Consider the following 20,944-nt stretch of genomic DNA (forward strand, 5'->3'; position numbering starts at 1 on the left):
CATTTTGGGCTTCACTCAATGGATTTGACTTCGATACAAATCGCTAGTGTAATGATCTAGTGAAGCTGTAATATTATGCATCCTATTGAAACTTATCTCAAAGATACAGGCTTGTAACTGTTTTGAAAGTTGATGGTTACCACTCTCAAAACTCTTAACAAATACTTAAGAAAATCTTTAATATTTCAGTGTATTTTAGAAAACAAAATATATGCAAAAACAAGTCATACTTGTATTACTTTTTCAAGCTTTTATAGCGTCTGCTCAACCGGAAACCGAAGTTTATCTATTCGATCTCTCCAAAAGCGCAAATTTGTTTCAATTATCCAATCAAAGAAACATTTCGAATAACCCGGGCTACGACAATCAACCATCTTTTTATAATGACAACATTGTACTTTTTGCTGCTACCAGAAATGGGCTGACGGATATTGCCAAATACAATATACGTGACCAGAAAGTAGACTGGATTTCCAACACCCTGCAAGGTAGCGAATACTCTCCTTCTAAAATCCCTAATCAAAAAGCTGTATCCGCTATTAGGTTAGATACCACTGGAAAACAACTCTTATATCGATACGATTATAATACGGGAAAATCAAAAGTATTGTTCGAAGATCTTGTAATAGGATATCATACATGGTTTACCAAAGACATACTGGTTTCATCAGTTCTGGAAGATGGAGGCTTATCATTGGTTGTTTCTAATCTAAATGATCAAAGCAATTATACCTTCCAGAAAAAAGTGGGCAGATCGCTGCATAAAATCCCTAATTCTCAATTGATCAGTTACATCAGTAAGGAAAAGGATCAATGGGAAATAAAATCATTAGATCCTATCACCAGAGAAACCATAACAATAATTAACACCATCCCACAAGCAGAAGATATGTGCTGGCTAATTAACGGAACGATCCTCATGCCAAAAGACAATATCATTTATAAGTTTCATCCTAAAACCGATACCGAATGGAGTGTTTTTTATACGTTTAACGATAAAAACATCCAGAAAATTACACGTATTACTACCAACGCCATTGGTAGTTTATTGGCATTGGTAACTGAAACACCTAACAAATAAAATCATCACACAAAACAAACATATGAGAAACGTTTCAATGTAATTCAGTTTTTTAATGTTTAGTTGGATTCCGGTATTTTCACAATCAGTTTTATCGAAAATCGTATAATATTGGAGGAACAGGCAAATATATTATGTAGTGATGATTTCTCTCCCATACTAAATTTTTGAGTATTTTAGAAAGGATAAAGGTACAGAGGGAATTCAGGAGTTAAGAAAAATAACCAACCACTAGGAATAATAGTTTTGTCAATACAATTGATCTTGGGTCACCCTAACTCAGTAATACTTTAGGGACTAACAGGGGCTAAGAAAAACCTGTATTGATGACCTATCCAAACCCTATAAAAGAAAGGCTCTGAAACGGATTGATCAGAACCTCTCTTATAAAAATGCGGACATAAAAATTTAATTAAGGATCCAAACCTGATTGTCTGCAGACGTGGTTTGCGAAGTAATTGTAGTTCCGCCCACGGCATACAATGTTCCGTTTAGTTCAACAAAATCATAGTCCCTAGCGGATATAGGTGTTGTTTGTAAGGTTGCTTGATTCCAATCAATTCCGTTATCAGACTCATAGAAAATACAAAAACTAGAAATATTTGTTGGAGGTGGTGTTACGAGAATTAATGTATCATCAAGTTTAACTGGTTTAACAGAAGTATACCCTCTCTCTGCAGTCGTCCAGGTCGTTTGGTTATTCCAGATAATTCCATCTGAACTACTATAAAAAGTAATAGAAGTATCATCAATATTTGAAGAAGGTTCTATTGCTACCATGGTATTATTGATAGCTGCAACACGAAAACTATACTTAGATATAAATCCATGATTATTGGTTTCCAGTACCCAGTTTATACCATCAACACTGCTGTAGGTAGCACGCTCTTCTGATGATGGATCTACATCCGCGTTGTACCCTGCGATTCTATATAATTTATCTTCAAAAACAATCATACTCACATTGTTATACTGCATAAAAGGCATTGTTTCACTTTCTTCTACCCAAGTACTCCCATCTTCTGAACTGAAAATTTTAGATGATATAAATCCATCCAATACACCACCATACAACCAAAGCTTGTTATTAAATGTCATCAATTTATGCCCCCTGATAGTACCAAAGGAAAAAGTGCCTTCATTAACCCAATTGATGCCATCGCTACTTGACCAAATATCATTAAGTGGAGTATCTGTAGCATCTTCACCACCGATAATCCAAAGTTTATTATTAAAAGAGGCTACAGAAGCATTGATTCTTTTTGGATAACTTGCATTATCTGTGAGCATCAATGCACTTATTAATTCCGTTGTAAAAGATTGTACCGTACTCTCTGCAACAATTTCTCCATCTATAGTTGCCTGTACTTGCCAATAATACATAGTTCCCGTTTCTAATGAGTTAGCAATATCTAGCGTATAACTCGGAGTATCGCTTTCTATTCCTGAGACCACCAACGATATGTTATCCTGATTCGGACCTAAATATATAGAATAGCTAACTGGTTGATCGCTATCATATGCATCCCAGGTAAGTTCGGGTGTGGTTTGTACAAGCTCATCTCCCGAATCCGGAAAAGTTAAATTTATAGCATTCAGTGTTGGAGTACTGGTCCCTCCGTCATCATCCTTACTGCAAGAAAAAATCAAAAAGAGATTAAAGATTACAACAAATAGAAATTTAAGTTTCATGTAAAATTAGTTTAAGGTTACTACTTTTCTTCACAGGGTTACCTATGAATTCATGTAAAGTTAATTCGTTATTACCCTTTCTTCATAAGCTATTACATAACGGTAAACTTCTTCTCCATCTTCCCTTCTAACAATTACCAAATCAATATTTCCATCAGTGTCTCTATGAGTAGTACATTGCAGTACTCCTCCCAAAGGCACAGAAAAAGAAGTGACTTCATTTTTTGAAAAGAAATAAGAAGCGGTTGTTACCGAACTACCTCCCAGAAAAAACAGAACCGGTTGAAAATCAACTTCTTCAAATGGACCCGAACTGGTATTATAGGTGATAGACGTAGTACCACCAGTATCAATGAGCCTATTATCAGCGTCAAAGGTCCTGCTTCCTCCGTCAAAACTATAAGTTCCGTCGACATAGTCTACTTCAATAATATCATTGGTTGTATTTTCAACTAATTGATCTACAATATCTCCGTTATAAACTACCGAATAGCTACCAGAATCATCAATTTCAGTTATTTGACTAATTAGACCATTATCGTTATATTCTAAAGATACACCAGATTCATTACTTTCGAATCTGATTATTTGATTGTTGTCATTATAAGTAAAGGTCGTTGTTACTGAAGTTGCAGATGTACTAATAGTTTGGGTTATTTCATTAGGAAAAAAACCTATTCTTGTAGTCGCTACATCATCATCTCCACTGCAACCAACCAAGGTGATTCCTAAAATTAAAAAATAAGTTTTTGCTAAGCTTTTGAGGTGTTTCATAATTATTTCTTTTTAAATGTGGTTTTTTGAAGGAGTTTATTCTTATGTATGATTTTAAGCTCATAAGTACCTTTTTCCAGTGCATTTACATTTAAGTAAATCTGGTTATCAGGCATTTTAGGTATAACTCCTTTTAAAATAACTTGTTTTTTCTTCATTAAATCTAAATAATGGAGGACTATCCTTTGATAACTAGCAACAAAACTATCTGGAATGATGAGAAAGGATTAATAGAAATGTAACAAAATCTGTAACATATGTAACAGGCAGCGATAAACTAATAACAAAAAGTTATTCAATAGGATACGCAGTATAGATCTCATATACAAACAGTCCTTATATTCTAGGATTTGGCATAATCAGATGGTGACATGCCAAACTGTTCTCTGAAACATTTGGTAAAATAAGAATGATTGTTGAAGCCTACAGCATATCCAACCTGCGATATATTAGTTTCTGACTTTTTAAGTAATTGGGATGCTAATTTAAGCCGTTGATTCCGTATAAATTCAGTAGTGGATAAACCTGTCAATGCCTTTAACTTACGGTGCAGTTGCATTCTACTCATATGTAGCACAGTAGCAAAATTTTCTGCATTAAAATCGCTTTCTATGAGATTTGTATTCATGACATCTTGAAGATCATTTAGGAATTGTTGATCATAAGAGTTTACAGAAACATCTTTTGGAGTCAATACAACTTCTTGACTAAACCGTTCCTGTAATCTATTACGAGACTCTAAAAGATTGTTAATCGTAGCGGTAAGAATTTCTGTATGAAAAGGTTTAGTTACGTAGATATCAGCCCCGATTTCAATACCTGTTAGTTTATCTTTGTCATCTGCCTTTGCGGTGAGCATTACAATAGGGATATGAGAAGTTGCAGGATTCGTTTTACTGTTTTTTGTTAGTTGCAGCCCATTTTCATTGGGCATCATTAAATCAGTAATGATCACATCCGGAACATATTTTAATGCTTTTTTAAAACCCTCTTTACCATCTTTTGCCGTTTTGATATTGAAACGATCAGAAAACAATGATGAAAGATATTCTCTTAGTTCTGCATTATCATCCACGATCAATAACATTGGATCATCAGTACTGTTGCTTGGATGCTCAATTTCAATTTTTTCGTTTTGTATACGTTCAGGTAATGGTTTTTCAGATCTCGGTATATGCGTTTGTTTTTGATACCTCACTTCCTCTTCTCTATAAACTTTCTTATTTACTGGAATAGTCACGACAAACCGTACAGAAATCTCATCGCTCAATGCTGTTATCGTACCTTTATGTAATTCCACAAGCTCTTTGGTCAATGCCAAGCCAATTCCTGTACCCGTTGTATTCTCGTGCGCACGATGAAATCTACTGAAAATATTAGATAACTCTTCGTCGGTCAAAGTCGTGCCCGTATTTTTAATTTCCAGATAAAGTTGTGAGTTGTTCTTCTGAGATGATATTAAAATTTTATTTCCTTCCGGAGTATATTTAAGCGCATTCCCCAGCAGATTAGTGATAATTTTTTCCAGCACATCACGATCGAACCAGGACTCCTCATAATGTAAGTTTGTGGTAGCAACAAATTCTTGGTTATTGATTTCTGATTGATACTTATAAGATGAGATAATTCCTTTTAAAAACTGGGAAAGGTCTGATTCCTGAACATTCAAATTATAATGATCTGATTCTAATTTAGACAGGTCTAATAATTGATCCACTAATAACAGTAACCTTTCTGAATTTTTTTTTGCTATAGTAAGTGCACGTTTTTCTTGAGGAGTAAGGGTCTCTTTTTTTAATTGCTCCTCAATAGGTCCAAAGATTAATGATAAAGGTGTTCTGAATTCGTGAGAAATATTTTCAAAAAACCTAGATTTAGCACGATCCAGTTCTTTCAGTTTTTTATTCAATTTCTGACGATTGCGTAATGCAACATATAAAAACATAGCTGCAATCAAAAACACTGCAAGACCCATCAAGAATATAGTACGCTGGTTATTTTTTTGTATTTCAATAGCTTTTTTTTGTGCCGAAAGTAATTTTATTTCTTGTTCTTTTTGCTTGTTCTGGTATTTAGCTTCCAAATCTAATGCTAAGCTTTTTTGTTTTCTAACCTCCAATGAATCTCGATAAATTCCTGAAAGACTAAAGAATTTGGTAGCATTCTCAAAATCCTCTACCTCTTGGTAGGATATAGCCAGATTTCTAGTGATCCCTAATAACACACCACTCTTTCCCGCGTCAAAATTTTCAAAATAGTGATACGCCTCTAAGAAATATGGTATGGCTTTTTTATGTTGTGAAATTCTATATAGAAATCCTGCATACGTTCTATGAGCATTTGCTATATGATACTTGTCTCCAGTTTCGGTAAGCAGCTGAAGTCTTAACTGATAATAGCTATCAGCCTTATCATACCTGTTAAGATCCGTGTAGATGATACCCAATGACCAATAAATTTCTGATAAATCTTTTGTTGATCCTGTCCCTATAAAATAAGTCATACTTTTTCGGTAAAAGGGCATTGCTTTTTCGTACTCTTTTCGCTGAGCATATATATTGCCTCTCATCACATATCCACAATGCTGATAATATGCATTATCAATCTCAGAAGCCATTTTTATAGCTCTTTTAAAGTACCCTTCTGCTTTGCCTATATAGGAAGTGTCTTGTACACTGTAGGTTCTGAGTAGTACTTTACCAAGATTAAAAAGAGCTCTGACCACATATTGATTCTTATAATCAGTATGCCTAGAAATAGAATCTATTTTCTGAAAGGTAGTAATAGCATCTAAATCTTCAAATTTAGAATAGTGAATGTTACCAATAGAAAGATACGCATTAGTAATTACTTCGGGTAATTCGTGATTTATTCCTAAGGCCAGTGCTTTTTTTGCATAGTATCGTGTTGAATCGTATTGACCTTTCTTAAAAAAAAGATCTGCAATTTTACCTTGTGCTTTTCCCAGTAATAATGGAGAAGATGATTTTTTTGCAGTAATTAGGTCTTCCGATGCAAGTTGAAACGCATCGTCATATTTTGCCAATTTGATTAAGGAATCTATTTTAGATGAGTTCTGACCATAAAAAGAAACTGTACTGAGAAGAAATAATCCTACAATCGAAATTCTCATAAATTGAAATTTGGTATCTAAATGTATACAATTTTTAGTAATTCATTAAAACCGACAGTAAAGGTGCTTGGTCTTATAAATTTGTTAAGGAGGAGTAGCCAATGATCGGTTTTACTTAAATTAGGCGATCAAAATCATACAGATGAAACTACTTCTTACCTCAATATTCCTTTTATTTTCCATTATTGTAACAGCACAAAACGATCAAACAATATATGATATCATTGATGCAGTATCTTCAGAAAGAATGGAAGCTGATATAAAAAAACTAGCTGGATTTGGAACACGTCACACACTTAGTGATACCGTTTCTGATACCCGAGGAATTGGTGCTGCAAGAAGGTGGATTAAATCAGAGTTTGATAACATTTCTAAAGACTGTACTAATTGTTTGAACGTATTCTATCAAAAAGATCTAATACCAAAGGGAAGCAATCAACGTATTGTTAAAGATGTGATGGTGGTCAACGTAGTTGCTATACAACGAGGTACTAAATACCCCAATCGTTTTATTATCATGAGTGGTGATATTGATTCCCGTATTTCAGACCCCACCAATTTCACAGATGATGCGCCAGGAGCCAATGACAATGCCAGTGGAATGGCTGGTACCATTGAAGCTGCAAGAGTATTATCCAAATATAAATTTGAAAGTAGTATCATATATGTGGGATTATCCGGAGAGGAACAAGGGCTTTTTGGAGGAAAGGGTTTGGCTGCCTATGCTAAAGGAAAGAATTGGGAAATCATTGGTGTTCTGAATAATGATATGATTGGAAATATTAAAGGTGTAGATGGTGTAATTGATAATAGAACATTTAGAATTTTCTCAGAACCTACCAATCTTACAGATGATCAAAAAACGGTAGAGCGAAGACGTTTTTATGGAGGTGAGGTTGATGGAATTTCACGTCAATTAGCTCGATATATCCATAAAACTACTAAAAAATATATGCCAGAAATGCATCCTATGATGATTTACCGCCTGGATCGTTTTGGTCGTGGTGGTCATCATCGTCCTTTTAATGATGCAGGTTTTGCTGGTATACGAATTATGGAAGCACATGAAAACTATACGCAACAACATCAAGACATTAGAGAAGAAAACGGAATTAAATATGGCGATGTAGTGAAACATGTGAATTTTGAGTATGCTGCAAAACTTACAGCGGTTAATGCCATTAATCTGGCAAGTATTGCCTGGGCTCCTCCCGCTCCTACCAACGTCAAAATTGGAGGGATTGTAGAACCTTCTGCTAAATTAAAATGGCAAAAGGTAAATGACACAAATATACAAGGGTATAAAATCTATTGGAGGGACACCACATCTCCAACCTGGGATTACAGCCGATTTGTTGGTGATGTAGATAACTTTACACTAAATGGTATCGTTATTGATAATTATTTTTTTGGTGTAGCAAGTATAGGAAAAAACGGGTATGAAAGTCCAGTCGTATTCCCATCAGGTGTATTTAGAAAATAAATTGTTTATTAGTATATTATCATATTTAATTTGACCGAACCACACAACCGATGAAAACATTAAAAATCATATCCATCTTAGTACTTATTTGTACTATTTCTTGTAAGCAAGAGGGAATACAAAGAAAATTACCTCCTCTAATTGAAATAGCACAAACACTACCTACTAAAACAAAAGGTGAAGTTGTGATTCATAAAGATTTTAAATCAGAATACGTAATTCCTAGAAATGTAGAAGTATTTCTTCCGGATGGTTATGATGCCAATTCAAAAGATAAATACAACGTGTTGTATATGCACGATGGACAAAATGTTTTTAACTCAAAAACTTCTTATACAGGAATTGATTGGGGTGTAGATGAAGTAGTAGATAGTTTGATAAAAATCGGTATGATTAAAAACACCATTGTTGTGGCTCCCTGGAATACCGTAAAAAAACGTTTTTCCGAATATATGCCAGAAGCTCCCGCAGAAGTAACCAGCAGCGCAGCAATTAAAGCTGCTTTAAAACAAAATACCGGTTTTGATGATTTGTACTCTGATGAATATTTAATGTTCTTAGTTGAAGAATTAAAGCCATTTATCGATAACACATACAATGTATATACAAAAGCTGAAAACACTGCTATTATGGGATCTTCTATGGGAGGATTGATATCACTTTACGCTATCTGTAAATATCCAGAAGTATTTGGAGCTGCTGGATGTGTCTCTACGCACTGGCCGGTTCCTGTATTGGGAGAAGCCTATATGAAAACATTGCCTACTACCCTTCCGGATCCGGAAACGCATACAATTTATTTCGACTTTGGAACAGAAACATTAGATGCACAGTATGAACCTTATCAAAAAAAGGTGGATCAGATGATGATCGACAAAGGGTATACAGAAGGCAAAAACTGGATCACTAAAAAGTTTGAAGGTGCAGCACATAATGAAAAGAGCTGGAATGAGCGTGTTCATATTCCGCTTCAATTTTTATTACAATAAATTAAATTCAAAAAATGAATAGGTTTTTCTTAACAATATGTTTTATTTGCTCTTTATCAATAGTTTTTTCGCAATCATCACTTTTTGATCAACAACAGCAATTTACCAGACAAGATACGCTAAGAGGTTCTATTACTCCGGAACGAGCTTGGTGGGACCTTACCTATTATCATCTGGATATCTCAGTTGATCCAGACAACAAAACCATTCAAGGAAAAAATAGTATTTATTATAAAGTCTTAAAAGATCATAATGTACTACAAATAGATCTTCAACCTCCCTTGAAGATAGAAAAAGTAGTACAAGACGGAAAAGAGTTAAAAGTAACTTCTGAAGAGAATGCGCATTTTGTTACGCTTGATAAAGAACAAAAGAAAGGAAGTATCAATTCCTTAGAGGTTTTCTATGGTGGAACACCCAGAGAAGCAGTACGCGCACCTTGGGATGGAGGAATTTCTTGGAAAAAAGATAGTAACGGGAAACACTTCATAGCCTCTTCTTGTCAAGGATTAGGCGCCAGTGTGTGGTGGCCAAATAAGGATCATATGTATGATGAAGTAGATAGTATGCTAGTAAGTGTCACCGTTCCTAAGGATCTGATGAATGTCTCTAATGGAAGACTTCGTAAAATAGAGGAGAAAAAACCAAATACAAAAACTTATCATTGGTTTGTTAGTAATCCGATCAATAACTATGGAGTGAATATTAATATAGGTGACTATGTTTATTTTGGAGAGCAATATGAAGGAGAAAAAGGCAAACTTGATATGGATTATTACGTGTTAAGGGATAACCTAAAAGCCGCTAAAAAACAGTTTAAAGACGCTCCAAAAATGATGAAAGCCTTTGAACACTGGTTTGGACCATACCCTTTTTATGAAGACAGTTTTAAGTTGGTAGAAGTACCCTATTTAGGAATGGAACATCAGAGTTCAGTTACCTACGGAAATAAATATGTAAACGGATATCTGGGTAACGATTTATCTGGTACCGGTTGGGGATTAAAATTTGACTTTATCATTATCCACGAGTCAGGTCACGAATGGTTTGCTAACAATATAACCTATAAGGATATCGCTGATATGTGGATTCATGAAAGTTTTACAGCATATTCTGAAAGCTTGTTTCTGGACTATTACTACGGACAAGACGCTTCTTCGGATTATGTGATCGGAACACGGCAGGGAATTAGTAATGATAAACCAATTATCGGACAATATGATGTTAATAATGAAGGATCCAGCGACATGTATTACAAAGGCGCTAATATGCTTCATACATTACGTCAACTTATAGAAGACGATTCAACCTGGAGAGCTATCCTAAGAGGATTAAACAAAGAGTTTTATCATCAAACAGTTACAACTAAGCAAATCGAAGACTTTCTCAGTGAAAAAACTAATATTGATCTAACTGCTTTTTTTAATCAATATCTAAGGGATACTAGAATACCTACGTTAGAATATGGTTTCGATAATAACGGATTAAAATATCGATATATAAATGTTGTAGAAGGTTTTGATATGCCAGTACGCTTAAAAATTGATAAAAAAGACAAATGGATACAACCAAATACTGAATGGCAAACACTAAAAATAAAAGCAAATACAATCAATATTGATCCTAATTTTTATGTGAAAACTAAATCGATCTGATGAAAATTTATTTTCCACAATGGCAAGGATCCGGAACCGGTAAAACCATAGAACACGGAGCAAAAACTATTTTAGAGTATCTGAATGATCCAGAATTTGTGCATATCCCTTTATCCAAAATAACAGCCGGAAAAAACGGAGAAAAAAAATACGATATCCATAATTATGACGCTATCACAGAACAGTTAGACCGTCTTAAAAAAAGTATTCATCAATCACAACCGAAAACAATAAAAATTGTAGGTGGCGATTGTGGATTAGAAATTGTTCCTGTTTCATATCTTAATCAAAAATATCCCAATCTTGGTGTCATCTGGTTTGATGCACATGCAGACATCAATACACCCTATGACTCACCTAGCTGCAATTTCCATGGGATGCCATTAAGAACCCTATTAGGTGAAGGTGTTGAGCATATGAACCCACTATTGTTTTCAACAATTGAGGCCTCACAAATTCATTATATTGGTCTTCGGAATATAGATGAAAAAGAACAAGTTAGAATTGGTAAAGGTGGAATTTATGCTCCAAAAAAGACAGCCATTTCAGACCTAGTAAACACCTTGCGATCAAAAAATATTACGCATCTCTACTTACATTTTGATTTTGATTGCCTGGAACCAAAAGATTATGATAAAACATATTATCAGGTCCCTCAAGGAGTAACAATTTCTGAGGCAGAGGTTTGCATAAATACATTAAAAGAAAATTTCTCCATTGTCGGAAGCAGTGTTCTGGAATCAATCGCAACTAATATTTCAGAATTACCACCTATAAAAAAAATTATTAATTTACTAATAAAAACATAGTACAATACTTTTCACTAATAAATTGTAAACGTTAACTACTCCTTAAATGACTATATATATAACCTCTTTTATAGCAGCGATTATTCTGGGAATGTCCAAATCTGGTCTAAAAGGAATGGGGGTCCTCATTGTTACAATGATGGCGTTAGTGCATGGAGCTAAAGCTTCTACAGGCATAGTTTTACCTCTCTTAATCTTTGCTGATATACTTGCTGTCATATATTACAACAGACATGCACAATGGAAATATCTTATTAGATTTCTTCCCTGGATGATTGCAGGAGTTTTGGTGGCAGTATTCGTCGGAAAAGATTTGAGCGAAGAAATTTTTAAAAAAGGAATGGCGATCATCATAATTATTAGTGTGATCATTATGTTTCTCTGGGAGCGTTATGAACAGAAAAATATACCAAATACTATTTGGTTTGCTGGATCAACAGGATTATTGGCTGGATTCACTACCATGATCGGTAACTTAGCAGGTGCTTTTTCTAACATTTTTTTTCTGGCTACCCGTATTCCGAAAAATGAATTTATTGGTACTGCCGCATGGTTGTTCTTCATTATTAATTTGGTGAAATTACCTTTTCATATTTTTAGTTGGAAAACCGTAACACAACAATCAATACTTACAGATTTGTATTTAATTCCAGGAGTATTAGTAGGATTTATAATTGGTTTAAAAGTAGTAAAGCAATTTAAAGACCATCAGTATAGAAAATTTATTTTGATTATGACTGCAATTGGTGGCATCGTTATTCTACTGCGATAGCTAGTTGGTACTATATCTATGGTACTGCCTTGTTTTAGAATTAATTATGTACGGATATAAGAGTCTTATAAAAATGTTATTTAGGATAACTTTCTCATATGTTTAAGGCAGTTTGCGCTATCTTTAAATAAAAAGCAGCCCTATGTTTACATTATTTAAGAAAAAATCAGAAAAAGAACAACTTCAAAAAAAGTACAAAAGATTGATGGAAGAATCTTACAAATTATCCCATACCAATCGAAAAGCTAGCGATAACAAACAAGCAGAAGCCGAGGAAGTCTTAAGAAAGATAGAACAACTTCAGGAATAATTTTTATAATTTGTCGCTACCATTATGAATATTCTTGCATCCTATATATTTAGTATACTTATGACATCTTCTTTAGTGATTTATGACTTTGAAAAGAACAGCAATTTATCCAATTGGAATGTAGTTGATGACGGAGTTATGGGTGGGCTATCCAATGGAAATCTAGAAATAAATCCTACCGGAAATGCTGTGTTTTCTGGTACCGTTTCTCTAGAGAATAATGGAGGTTTTTCATCCATCAGATATCGATTTGATACTAAGAAAGTAAAGAGGTACACTAGAGCATTTATCAGATTAAAAGGGGACCAAAAGAGATATCAGTTTAGAATAAAAAACAGCATTAACGATCGCCATTCGTATATTGCTCCTTTTAAAACTACCGGAGATTGGCAAACTATTGAAATTATATTATCAGAGATGTATCCGGCTTTTAGAGGAAGAGAATTAGACATCCCAAACTACCCATCAGAACAAATGCAAGAAATTGCGTTTTTGATCGGTAATAAAAAAGCAGAAAACTTTAGATTAGAAATTGATGCTATAACACTGAAGTAAAATAATACCGATAGTTATTAAAAGAATTCTTTTCATAATATCGCCAAAAGTACATTTGTTAGATATCATTGGTCCAGCACATATTTTTTATGAAGCAAAAGAATATGGAGCCGATATCGAGTTGCATTTTGTAACCATTAATGATCATAGTCAAATAAGTAGCAGTGCTGGGTTACATTTTACCAAATTAGTTCCATTTGATAGGTTTCAACTAACGCCAGAAGATTTTATATTTATTCCCGGTATTGAGTTTTCATTAATTTCAGATACTAATTTCTATATAAGAAATAAATCATTTTTTAAATGGATCAAAAATCAATATGATCATAGCGCTCAAATATGCTCCGTATGTACAGGAACATTTTTAGTGGCAGCTTCTGGAATTTTACACGGTAAAAGTTGTACTACTCATTGGAAGTATTTTTCAGAATTTAGTCAAAAATATCCAGAGATTGAACTGATAAAGAATAGACTATTCGTGGTAGAACATCGATTGTACTCTAGCGCTGGTGTTACATCTGGTATCGATTTAGCGTTGTACATTCTAGAAGTACAATTTTCGTCAAGGTTAGCTTCGCAAGTAGCAAAAGAAGTTGTTATTTACTTTAGAAGAAGTGAATCCGATCCGCAACTTAGTCTTTTTCTTCAATATAGAAATCATCTAGACACTAGAATTCATGATGCTCAGGATTATATGATGAAGCATATTGATTCATCTTTTGTATTACAAGATATCGCAGAGAACGTCTATATGAGCTCCAGAAACCTTACTCGCTTGTTTAAAAAAACTACAGGAATAACTATCGGAAATTATTTGGAAAAGCTTCGAGTTGATAGAGCTATACAATTATTAGCAGAAGGTAATAAGGTAGACTATGTATCCGATCAATGTGGTCTAAATAGCACAAATCAATTAAGAACTCTTCTTAAAAAACACAAAGAAATATTACCAACGGATGTAGAATCCTTGTTATAAATTGTCCCGATACTTCGTATAGTTGTCCTTTTGGCCAGGCTAAATAGTTACTAATTTTACCAAACATAAATCTCTAAACAAAAAAGTAATGAAAAGGTTATTAGTACTTATTCCATTTTTAACTTATATAATTTCATATCCGCAGTCATCTATTGAAACTGACAGCATATATGTTTGTCCACCGTGTAATAGTTCTTGTGATACGTTAACATTTAATAAACCTGGAGTATGTAACCATTGCGAAATGAAACTAATGACCCAAAAAGAACTAAACGAAAAATATAAAGTAACAAAAAAGAAAAAAATTGCCTTCTACCTACAACCAGGTATTGAAATATTAGATTTTGCTGGGCCGATGGAAGTATTTGCATATGCAGATTTTGAAATTTTTACAGTATCAAAAACCAAAGAACCAATTATTTCTCAAGGAATTCTCAAGGTACTACCAGATTATAGTATAGAAAATGCACCTAAAGCTGATATTTTAGCTTTTTTTGGAGGAAATGCTGCTCAATCTTTTAAAGACCAAGATGTTATAAATTGGATTAAATCACAAAAAAGCATTGAATATCACTTCTCCGTTTGTACAGGTGTATTTGCATTAGCAAATGCTGGAACCTTAGAAGGTATGACTGCTACTACTTTTCATAATGCATTGGACAAGTTGGAAAATGATTACCCGCATATTACTGTTGTAAAAGATGCCCGTTTTATTGATAATGGCAAAGTTATAACTACTGCAGGTATTTCTGCTGGTATCGATGGAGCATTGCATCTGGTTGCAAAACTACAAGGATTTAATGAGGCTAGAAAAATTGCTTATCATATGGAATATGATAAATGGGTTCCGGGAGAAGGATTAAATCTATCTATACATAATCCTTATGATGGATTCATAAACATTCCTAATCTCGACGATTATACAGGATCTTATGAATATATGGACAACACAGAGGTAATGGTAAAAATAAACGCTAGGGAAAATTCACTGTACGCTATTGTAAATAAAAGAAACTATCCTTTGTTTTACTTAAAAAAAGATGTTTTTACTAATCTAAGTAATGACAAAATAACCTTTGAGAAAGATAAAAACGACCGTGTTATCGGTTTTAGATCTTCAAATAATCATACTAAATTGTTCCAGAAGCTAAAGTAATACCTTGTATTGTTTGAGTTTGCTGGAAAAGAAAAGTAAGATTCGTTATTTCAGTAAATTCAAATGATAAACGGTATACCCGGCAATCACGGTTTCAAATCAATTTCCTGCAAGCTCTCCATTCTATTTCTTTCCAGAAAAGCATCGATAGTTTCAAAATGTTCAATCACTCTTTTATTCTTAAACTCAAAAACTTTATTTGACAACCCTCTTAAAAAATCACGATCGTGAGATACCAAAATCAACGTACCGTCAAATGAAAGTAGCGCTTCTTTTAGAACATCTTTGGATCTTATATCCAGGTGATTCGTTGGCTCATCCAAAATTAAAACGTTTACAGGCTCCAGAAGCAACTTGACCATGGCAAGTCGCGTTTTTTCACCTCCAGAAAGCACTCCTACTTTTTTATCAATAGTATCTCCACTAAACATAAACTGCCCCAGTATGTTTTTGATCTGTGTTCGCACATCACCTTTGGCTACCTCATCAACTGTTTGAAAAACGGTAAGATTTGGATCCAATAAAGCTGCTTGATTTTGGGCAAAATAACCTACTCTCGCATTGTGGCCTAATTCACATTCACCTTCAAAATTAATTTCTCCCATAATTGCTTTAATCATCGTAGATTTTCCTTCTCCATTTCTACCTACAAACGAGACTTTTTCCCCTCTGGCTATAGACATACTAGCCTCTTTAAAAACCACATGATCATCATATTTTTTGGACAGATCTTTGGCAATTACCGGATAATCACCAGAACGCGCTGATGGTGGAAATCGAAGCTTTAAAGAAGATGAATCTACTTCATCAATTTCTATAATATCCAATTTCTCCAGCATACGTTCTCGCGAGTTCACCTGATTTGTTTTAGAATAAGTCCCTTTAAATCTTTCTATAAAAGTCTTAGTATCAGCAATGAATTTTTGTTGTTCCTGATAGGCTTTTATTTGATGTGCCCGCCTCTCTTCTCTTAATTGTAGGTAGTGTGAATAATTGGCTTTATAATCGTAGATCCTTCCCATAGTAACCTCTATAGTCCTATTGGTGATATTATCTATAAATGCTTTATCGTGAGAAATTACGATAACAGCCTTTGCTTTATGGAGCAAGAAATCTTCTAACCAAATCACTGATTCGATATCCACGTGATTTGTGGGCTCATCTAACAATATTAAATCTGGTTTTTGCAGGAGTATTTTAGCCAGTTCGATACGCATTCTCCATCCACCGCTAAACTCACTAGTTGGTCGTGTAAAATCTTTCCTTTTAAAACCGAGTCCTTGTAATGCTTTTTCTACTTCAGCATCATAATTTACTTCTTCAATGGCATAAAACTTTTCCCCAAGATCAGTAACTTTCTGAATGATATTCATATACTCCTCAGTATCATAATCGGTACGAGTTTCTAGCTCTTTATTTAAACGGTTGATTTCGTGTTGCATCTCATGAACCTCACCAAATGCTTTGGATGCTTCTTCGAATACTGTACAATCATCATCGGTCAATAAATGCTGTGGCAAGTAGGCAATTACTGCCTCTTTAGGGCATCTAACATTTCCTCTGGTTGCTTTTTGCGCGCCTGCGATGATCTTCATCATTGTAGATTTGCCCGCTCCATTCTTACCCATTAAGGCTATTTTGTCATTTTCATTAATCACAAAAGAAACATTACTAAATAGGGTTTCCCCACTAAACTCTACCGCAATTCCATCTACAGAAATCATATCCTTTTATTTTAAAAATGCAAAACTATGAAAAAGGAGCTTATAATAAACGAATTGTAACCTACTTAGATTTTAAAACTTTAAAACTGTAACAATCTATTTAAATAAATATCATTAGTATGTAAACAACTATCATTATGAGACTACTAAGCAACTTCGTTCCTGATCGTATAAACTTCTATAAAAATTCATGTTTTGTGCTTGTTCTGATGATAAGCAACCTCGGATATAGCACCAGTGGGGTATTTCACCACATAGATATACCCAATTTCGATTCTAACGGTGCTATTGCTTATGCTCGTCCTATTGATAATATAAAAATTGATGGGGATATCTCTGATTGGCCCAGAAATCTTACTAAGTTTCCAATAGCTGAAACTCCATTTGGCAATCAACCAAAAAATAAAGGTGATTTTTCTGCTCATTTTCAAGTAGGGTATAATGTGTCTGAACAATCATTATACGTCCTGGTAACTGTGGTTGATGACTCTCATGTAATAGATATGACAGAAAAAGCAGATTGGAATACGCAGGACACTTATAATCTTTACATAGATGGGCAACACTCACCAAAAGGATCTGGTTTAGATTTGTATCAATTTGGAGAAAAATATAAAAAAATGATGGATCCATCCACTAGCTGGGATCCTGAAATAAAAAATCATACCTGGAATCTGCTTGAAATAAAATTCAATAGAAAAGGAACTACCACTTTTTATGAGTACAGAATAAAATTATTAGGGAAAGTGACAGCCGGGAGAACTATCGGAATTGATCACGTACTTATCGATAAGGATGAAGGCGACCCGGCTACCAATACATTTATTTCCTGGGGAAAAGGAGGAGGTAAAAGTCAATCATCTTCTAGATTAGGGGACGTAATTTTGATGAAAGAAAAAGAAATTACCGGGAGTCTTTCTGGTCAGTTAGTGTGGGAAAATAAAACCATAAAAGGGTTTCCAAACAATATTCGGTTGACCGCTACCACTGATCCCAATCTTTGGACACAAGTTGCTGTCGATAGAACAGGTCAATACAAAATTGATCTTCCTTCTGGAGATTATACTATTTCAGCTGCCCAAAACTTCCATACGCAAGATGGTATTGCATTTAGAATACACTCTAAAAAATTTCATCAAAAAGTTACCATAACTGCTGGTAAAAATACCACTGCCCCTACTGTAATCGTATCAATTGCTCCAGAATTGGATCTGATACCCGAAAAAGGAATACTTCATGATTTTGATCTTGAAAAGGTCGCATTAGTAGATCAGTTTGTCAAAGCATATCAAGAATATTATGAAATTCCGGGTGTTTCACTAGCACTCATCAAGGATGGAAAACTTGCATATCACCAAATCTATGGGTTAAAAAACGCATATACCCTAGAAAGGGTGGATGAAACCACATTATTCGAAGCGGCATCAATTACGAAACCTGTATTTGGGTTCGCAGTCATGCGATTGGTAGAAAGAGGCGAGATGGATCTGGACAAACCATTATATGAATATTTACCGTTTGAAGCTATTGCACACGATGAACGTTATCAACTAATTACTGCAAGACACGTACTAACACACAAAACCGGTTTTCCAAACTGGGCTTGGATGAATGAAGATGGTATAATCGATATTAAATTCACTCCTGGCACCGATTATAATTATTCGGGAGAAGGTTTTGAATACCTAAAACGTGTGGTAGCTCATATCACAAAGAAAGATATCAATGTATTACTAAAAGAAGAAGTATTATTACCATTAGGGTTAGTACATACCTATTTCAAAAAAAATGATTATTTAAAAGCAACAGTAGCGAATGGTCATTTTGATAATCAGCCTACCAGAATGGAATTACCAGATAAAGCTGGAATGGCGTGGAGTATGCATACAGAGGCTAAAACATTTACAGATTTCTTACTTGCTTTATCAACAAAAAAAGGCTTAAAGCCTGAAACATACAAAAAGATGTTTAGTATAGAAACAGAAATACCTAAAGATAAAGGTCAAAACAGACCAGGCTGGGAAGCATATTTTGGACTGAGTATACACTTGGAAAAAACACCTTTTGGAAATACCTTTGGTCACGGAGGTAATAATGGAGATTTTAAATGTTTGGCCAGAATGTATCAAGATCTTAATATGGGTTTTGTTGTATTTACTAATAGCAACAAAGGTGATCAGCTGCATAATGCGCTTATAGAATTCCTAATTGCTGGTAAAATAACCGAAAATTAAGCTTTATTTAAATTTTATGGAACTTCATTCTTAAGTTCATACAAATAAGTATCCCTCATTAAGAGGAGTTTTTAGGTACTTTAAAAAACAAATGCTCTTTATTGTATAAGAATCATTACCGTATTCCTTCATAGATTGTCAAGAGATAAGGACAATCCTCTAAATAAAATTGGGGAATTTTCTCTATTAAAATTATGTATTTATTAAACTTATCATTATCTTAAAATAACTTTTTGTTTACACCCCTTAATTACAACTCAACTATTTAATGATCATTATAAAAAAGTCGGGTAACTGCGATTCATACCTGTTTTGAGTATTAATTACAACTACAAAAATAAAAAGATGGATGAACAAAGTAGATTACAGGATTTAAAAAAGTATCATATTATGGATACACCTCCTGAAAAAGAATTGGATGAGCTATGTGAAATTGCTTCGACCATATGTGATACCCCAATTTCTCTTATAACCATATTAAATAAAGATCGGCAATGGTTCAAATCTGTAAAAGGGCTCGACACGAAAGAAACCAAAAAGGAAGATGCTTTTTGTTTTCATGCGCTCAAAAACCCTGAAGAAATATTGGTAGTAAACGATTCTTTAGAAGATAATCGGTTTCAAAAAAACCCATTGGTAACAGGTCATCCTAATATTAGATTTTATGCTGGTGCGCCCTTAAAAACACCTCGAGGCAATGTCTTAGGAACCCTTTGTATTATTGATACAATCCCAAGACATATCTCAGACAATCAAAAGAGAGCTTTACAACTATTAGCGGATAGAGTGATGGATTTTCTCAATGCAAGAAAGTTATTAATTTCACAAGCGGAAAAAATTGAGTTTAACTCAGAAAGACTTAAAAAATTGACAGATCAAATTCCCTGTACGATTTTTCAGATTGAAGTCTCTAAAGACAAAAAAATATCAGTCCCTTTTATAAGTAATGGAGTTTCTAAAATTAATACCAACTTTACCGTAGATTTCATAAAGAAAAACCCTGAACTATTGTATAATGCAGTACACCCAGAAGATATAGGGGCTGTAAAAAAAAGTATTAAACAATCATTTAAGAATTGTAGCGATTGGAATGTAGAATGCAGGATACCTACCCAACAGTATATTAAATGGTATCGTTGTTCCTCAAAACCCGAAAAAAAGAAAGATGGAAGTATCATATGGTACGGTCTCCTACAGGATATTACGTATCAAAAAGAATATGAAATCACTCTGGAACAAATATTGTTCGATATTTCTCACGTCTTACGGAAACCCGTAACAACACTGCAGGGATTGACCGATTCCATACATATAGAAAATATGACAGAATCTTTACTAAAAAAATATGCGATTTATATCAAAATTGTATCTGATGAGTTAGATGAATTTACGCGAAAACTAAATACTACATATGCAAACAAAAGAAAACTAATTCCAGATAATCCAAGGCACAATTGAGCGATCAAGAAGTATTGCTAATTAAAAACAACCTAAAACACGACATCCTAATTCGATCATCGATCACTATAACTATCACATAAACAAACGCTTAAATAAATATCTTTCAAAAAAAATTCTTATATTTAACTACCCATAGATTA

General features: G+C 34.0%; 16 protein-coding genes. 12 read left to right on the forward strand and 4 right to left on the reverse strand.

The annotated features are described in order from the left end of the window. Positions 1–211 precede the first annotated feature (211 nt). Positions 212–1,081 carry a TolB family protein gene (locus ACWGOQ_RS10495; protein WP_452058249.1) on the forward strand — a complete coding sequence of 290 codons (870 nt, stop codon included), beginning with the start codon at positions 212–214 and terminating at the stop codon, positions 1,079–1,081. Positions 1,082–1,489: 408 nt separating this feature from the next. Here ACWGOQ_RS10495 and ACWGOQ_RS10500 read toward each other — a convergent pair whose 3' ends face one another. The 3 genes from ACWGOQ_RS10500 to ACWGOQ_RS10510 all read right to left on the reverse strand — a co-directional run bounded on the left by ACWGOQ_RS10500 (position 1,490) and on the right by ACWGOQ_RS10510 (position 6,680). After that, complete coding sequence (locus ACWGOQ_RS10500; RefSeq protein ID WP_452058248.1) at positions 1,490–2,773, reverse strand: hypothetical protein; 1,284 nt, start codon at positions 2,771–2,773, stop codon at positions 1,490–1,492. Between the two features lie 60 nt (positions 2,774–2,833). After that, positions 2,834–3,547 carry a hypothetical protein gene (locus tag ACWGOQ_RS10505; protein WP_452058247.1) on the reverse strand — a complete coding sequence of 238 codons (714 nt, stop codon included), beginning with the start codon at positions 3,545–3,547 and terminating at the stop codon, positions 2,834–2,836. Between the two features lie 343 nt (positions 3,548–3,890). Beyond that, positions 3,891–6,680, reverse strand: a complete 2,790-nt coding sequence (locus ACWGOQ_RS10510) for a response regulator (RefSeq protein ID WP_452058246.1) — start codon at positions 6,678–6,680, stop codon at positions 3,891–3,893. Between the two features lie 142 nt (positions 6,681–6,822). Between ACWGOQ_RS10510 and ACWGOQ_RS10515 the strand changes: the two genes are divergently transcribed. The 9 genes from ACWGOQ_RS10515 (at position 6,823) to ACWGOQ_RS10555 (ending at position 15,385) form a co-directional block, all read left to right on the forward strand. Further along, positions 6,823–8,163 (forward strand): M28 family peptidase, encoded by a 1,341-nt coding sequence (locus ACWGOQ_RS10515; protein ID WP_452058245.1) that lies wholly within the window; start codon positions 6,823–6,825, stop codon positions 8,161–8,163. Between the two features lie 50 nt (positions 8,164–8,213). Further along, a complete protein-coding gene (locus ACWGOQ_RS10520) occupies positions 8,214–9,152 on the forward strand; it encodes an alpha/beta hydrolase (RefSeq protein WP_452058244.1) in 939 nt (312 codons plus the stop codon). A 14-nt stretch (positions 9,153–9,166) separates the two neighbouring features. Further along, positions 9,167–10,807, forward strand: coding sequence for a M1 family metallopeptidase (locus ACWGOQ_RS10525; protein WP_452058243.1), 1,641 nt, complete (start codon positions 9,167–9,169; stop codon positions 10,805–10,807). Continuing rightward, complete coding sequence (locus ACWGOQ_RS10530; RefSeq protein ID WP_452058242.1) at positions 10,807–11,616, forward strand: arginase family protein; 810 nt, start codon at positions 10,807–10,809, stop codon at positions 11,614–11,616. Before ACWGOQ_RS10525 ends, ACWGOQ_RS10530 begins: the two co-directional genes overlap by 1 nt. Positions 11,617–11,662: 46 nt before the next feature. Further along, on the forward strand, positions 11,663–12,388 hold the full coding sequence (locus ACWGOQ_RS10535; protein ID WP_452058241.1) for a sulfite exporter TauE/SafE family protein: 726 nt from the start codon (positions 11,663–11,665) through the stop codon (positions 12,386–12,388). A gap of 142 nt (positions 12,389–12,530) precedes the next feature. Next, complete coding sequence (locus ACWGOQ_RS10540) at positions 12,531–12,698, forward strand: Lacal_2735 family protein (RefSeq protein WP_452058240.1); 168 nt, start codon at positions 12,531–12,533, stop codon at positions 12,696–12,698. A 24-nt stretch (positions 12,699–12,722) separates the two neighbouring features. Continuing rightward, positions 12,723–13,253, forward strand: a complete 531-nt coding sequence (locus ACWGOQ_RS10545) for a CIA30 family protein (protein ID WP_452058239.1) — start codon at positions 12,723–12,725, stop codon at positions 13,251–13,253. 25 nt (positions 13,254–13,278) lie between these two features. Further along, the gene (locus ACWGOQ_RS10550; protein ID WP_458202814.1) at positions 13,279–14,229 is read left to right on the forward strand and encodes a GlxA family transcriptional regulator; all 951 of its coding nucleotides are present in this window, start codon (positions 13,279–13,281) and stop codon (positions 14,227–14,229) included. An 88-nt stretch (positions 14,230–14,317) separates the two neighbouring features. After that, positions 14,318–15,385 (forward strand): DJ-1/PfpI family protein, encoded by a 1,068-nt coding sequence (locus ACWGOQ_RS10555; RefSeq protein ID WP_452058238.1) that lies wholly within the window; start codon positions 14,318–14,320, stop codon positions 15,383–15,385. 86 nt (positions 15,386–15,471) lie between these two features. Here the strand turns inward: ACWGOQ_RS10555 and ACWGOQ_RS10560 are convergent, their stop codons facing one another. Next, positions 15,472–17,109, reverse strand: coding sequence for an ABC-F family ATP-binding cassette domain-containing protein (locus tag ACWGOQ_RS10560; protein ID WP_452058237.1), 1,638 nt, complete (start codon positions 17,107–17,109; stop codon positions 15,472–15,474). Positions 17,110–17,246: 137 nt separating this feature from the next. Between ACWGOQ_RS10560 and ACWGOQ_RS10565 the strand changes: the two genes are divergently transcribed. Further along, positions 17,247–19,343 (forward strand): serine hydrolase, encoded by a 2,097-nt coding sequence (locus tag ACWGOQ_RS10565; protein WP_452058236.1) that lies wholly within the window; start codon positions 17,247–17,249, stop codon positions 19,341–19,343. 345 nt (positions 19,344–19,688) lie between these two features. Continuing rightward, positions 19,689–20,801: a GAF domain-containing protein gene (locus ACWGOQ_RS10570; protein ID WP_452058235.1), complete on the forward strand. Its 1,113-nt coding sequence runs from the start codon at positions 19,689–19,691 to the stop codon at positions 20,799–20,801. Positions 20,802–20,944 lie beyond the last annotated feature (143 nt).

The sequence above is a fragment of the Aquimarina ulvae genome (genome assembly GCF_053613295.3).